2 protein-coding genes are annotated in these 2,792 nt (G+C 65.5%); both read right to left on the bottom strand.

Going from position 1 to position 2,792, the window contains the following annotated elements; all coding sequences use genetic code 11:
- Positions 1-1,070 (bottom strand): virulence factor Mce family protein (locus tag A5709_RS06830; RefSeq protein ID WP_067947273.1); only part of this gene is annotated, 1,070 nt, incomplete at its 3' end.
- Positions 1,067-2,629: a virulence factor Mce family protein gene (locus A5709_RS06825; RefSeq protein ID WP_068119021.1), complete on the bottom strand. Its 1,563-nt coding sequence runs from the start codon at positions 2,627-2,629 to the stop codon at positions 1,067-1,069. The genes A5709_RS06825 and A5709_RS06830, both read right to left, overlap by 4 nt.
- Positions 2,630-2,792 lie beyond the last annotated feature (163 nt).

Genomic DNA, 2,792 nt, shown 5'->3' with positions numbered 1-2,792 from the left:
GATTGTTCGAGCGCGCGTAGCGCTCCGGAGAACCCGGTCCCGGTGAGGACCGCGTTGTCGACCGCGCTCATCGTCAGATCCAGCGTCAGCGACAAGTTGAAGTAGTCGCCGCGGAACGCCTTGGGTACGGCGTCGACGTCGAACGGCCGGACGAGGATCAGCTTGAGCGCGCGAATCAGGTAGGGAGAGGCACGGCCGAATTCCCGCAACGGGCACTGCAGCGAGAGCAGATCCTGGTGGAGGTCGCCCCGCGCGGCCGACAGGTATTGGTCGGCAACTTTGCTGAGCCGTCCCGTAGCGTCGACCGCGTCGATCAGAAGGTTCTGTTTGTCGGCGAAATGCTTGAGCAGTGGCGGGAATTCGGTGAGGACGCGGTCCAAGACGTCAGAGCGGGGACCCACGTATGCCAGCAGCCGGTTGGTGGAATCGATGGCTCGGGTGATGTCAGCGCGTTGCTCGTTGAGTCGGGCGGTGAAGGTGGCCAGCTTGCCGAGGAAGGCACGGATGTGCTCGGCCCGACCGTTGACGATGTTGTAGACCTCGTTCTGCAGCACTTCCAGGTTCGGGATGCCGCCGCCGCGAAGCACGATGGCAAGACTTGCGAGCGTCTGCTCCGTCGTGGGATACGTCGACGCATTCTTCAGCGGGATCGTGTCGCCATCCCGCAGCAACTCCCGGGACGGGTTGGGAGGCGCGGCCAGCTCCACATGCTGCGAACCCAGCAGGCTGGTTTGCCCGATCTTGGCGGTCGCGTTCCTGGGTAACTTGACGTTCTTGCCCAGACGCAGCGTCAGGGTCGCGACCCAGTTCTTCAGTTGGATCGCCCGCACCGTGCCGACAAAGACATCGGCCACCCGCACCCGGCTGTTGTCGTTGAGGGCAAGCGTGTCGGGCATCTGCACATAGACGGTGTAGGAGCCGGGCCCGGAGCCCGGGCCACCCGGCATCGGCACATTCGCGATCCCATGCCATTTCGCGCACGACGTCAGCAACACTGCAGCAACCAGCACTGCGATGCCCTGCCGCGTCCGGTATCGGGCCCGAATAGCCATGGCGCGCAATGTGTTCATGATCCTGCTCCCGCCGCGGCGGCCACCGGCGCGGGCGTCGGCGCGACCGGACCAGGGATCACACCCGGTCCGGGCGCCGGTGGCGGGATCGGCACCTGGGGGGCCTGCAGGCCGATGGGTGGCAACACCGGATACTCGTCGTAGGCGTTCGGCGGCCCGGGCGGGGTCTGCAACCCCGGGGGCGGGGGCCCGGTGTCGGGGCCGCCCATCAGTTCGGCCAGGGATTCGGGCGTCAACAGGCCGCCGGTGATGGGCCCCACCTGGGTGCCCTGCATGCCCGGCGCGACCACCCAGCCGGGTTGGGTGTTTCGGTGCGAGAACGGGGTGTCGGGCACCCAGATGCCGGGCACGGTGGTGTCCTTGTATCCGTTCGGCGGGTGCAGCCGCGGCTCGGAGTAAGCGATCTCCTTGGGTAGCGCCTCGGCGGTGCTGAACAGGTTCAACCCGAAGGGCAGGTAGTTGAACTTGATCGCATCGAGGACGGGGGCCAGGTATTGCGCACACAGCTCGGCGGACTCTTGATAACCCAGTCGGCTACCGGCCTGAATCATGCTGCAGAAGAACTGCATTGGGTTGGCGAAGTTAGGGATCGCCGGAATGGACATCACGGCCCCGTGCGACGGGTGGTAGATCTGGCTGAGGTTGGTCTCCAGCGTCGGCAGGACGTGCAACGCGGTCTCCAAACCGTTCAGTGGATCGGGCTGGACCAGCGTGGTGGTCAGGGTGGCGAGGTTGTCGAGGTCATGGACGAGCACCTCGCGGTTCTTGGTCAAGAACGGGCGCAGGGTGGAGAGCAGGCTGTCGAACTGCTGGAGCGCATTGGCGAGATTGTGGTCGGATCCGGTCAACTCGTCGGTGAACTGGGCCAGGTTCTTGTTGAGCGCGACGAATTGCTGGTCGTCCTTGTGCAGGGCGTTGACGAACTGGGCCAGGCTCTTCACCACCGCGAAGAAGTCACCACGGCCCTCGTTCAACGCCGTCAACGACCGCGACAGGCTGTTCAGCGTGGTGTTGATTTGCTTGCCCTTGCCGGCCAGCCCGTCGGCGAACGACTCGATGGCATCACCGAACGGACCTTTGGGTTGCTCGGGTGTCGGGCCGAGTTTGGAGATGACGTTGGCGACGCCTTCGCGCAGTTCGTCCCACTCCGTCGGCACCTGCGTGCGCTCGATGGGGATCACCGCGTTGTCGCCCATGACCGGACCGCCCTTATAGGGCGGCTCCAACTGGATGTTGCGCGACGCCACCAGCGTCGGGTTCACGATGACCGCCGACGCGTTGGCGGGCACCTTGTATTTGTTGTCGTAGTGAAACGTCACCTTCATCTTGTCGCCGGCCGGTTCGATCTTGTCGACGGAACCGACGCGAACGCCCATGATTTGGACTTTGTCGCCGGAATAGAGGGCGTTCGCCGATGGGAAATAAGCGATTACGGTGTTGGTGGTCAACCTTTGGTAGAGCCGCCAGCCGAGGGCGCCGGCGACCAGGATCAGCAGTACCGCCAGCACGCCGATGACCGTCCGGGGCCGCGGTTTTCCGAAATTGAAGACGCTGCTCAATTCTGGCTACCTCCCGTGATGCCGCTGCCGCCCGTGCCGCCCGGGTTGATCAACGGAGCGGGCAGCTGGGGGCCGGGTCCCGGCGGCGCGGCCGGTCCCGCCCGGAACCCGGGCGCGAACCTCGACGGCGGCGGCGTCGGTACGGCCGGCGCCAGGATATCGG

This window comes from Mycobacterium sp. E1386 (genome assembly GCF_001672745.1).
Classification (GTDB): Bacteria; Actinomycetota; Actinomycetes; order Mycobacteriales; family Mycobacteriaceae; genus Mycobacterium.
The sequence above is the reverse complement of the archived record's forward strand: the minus strand, read 5'-3'. Positions and strand labels throughout refer to the sequence as shown.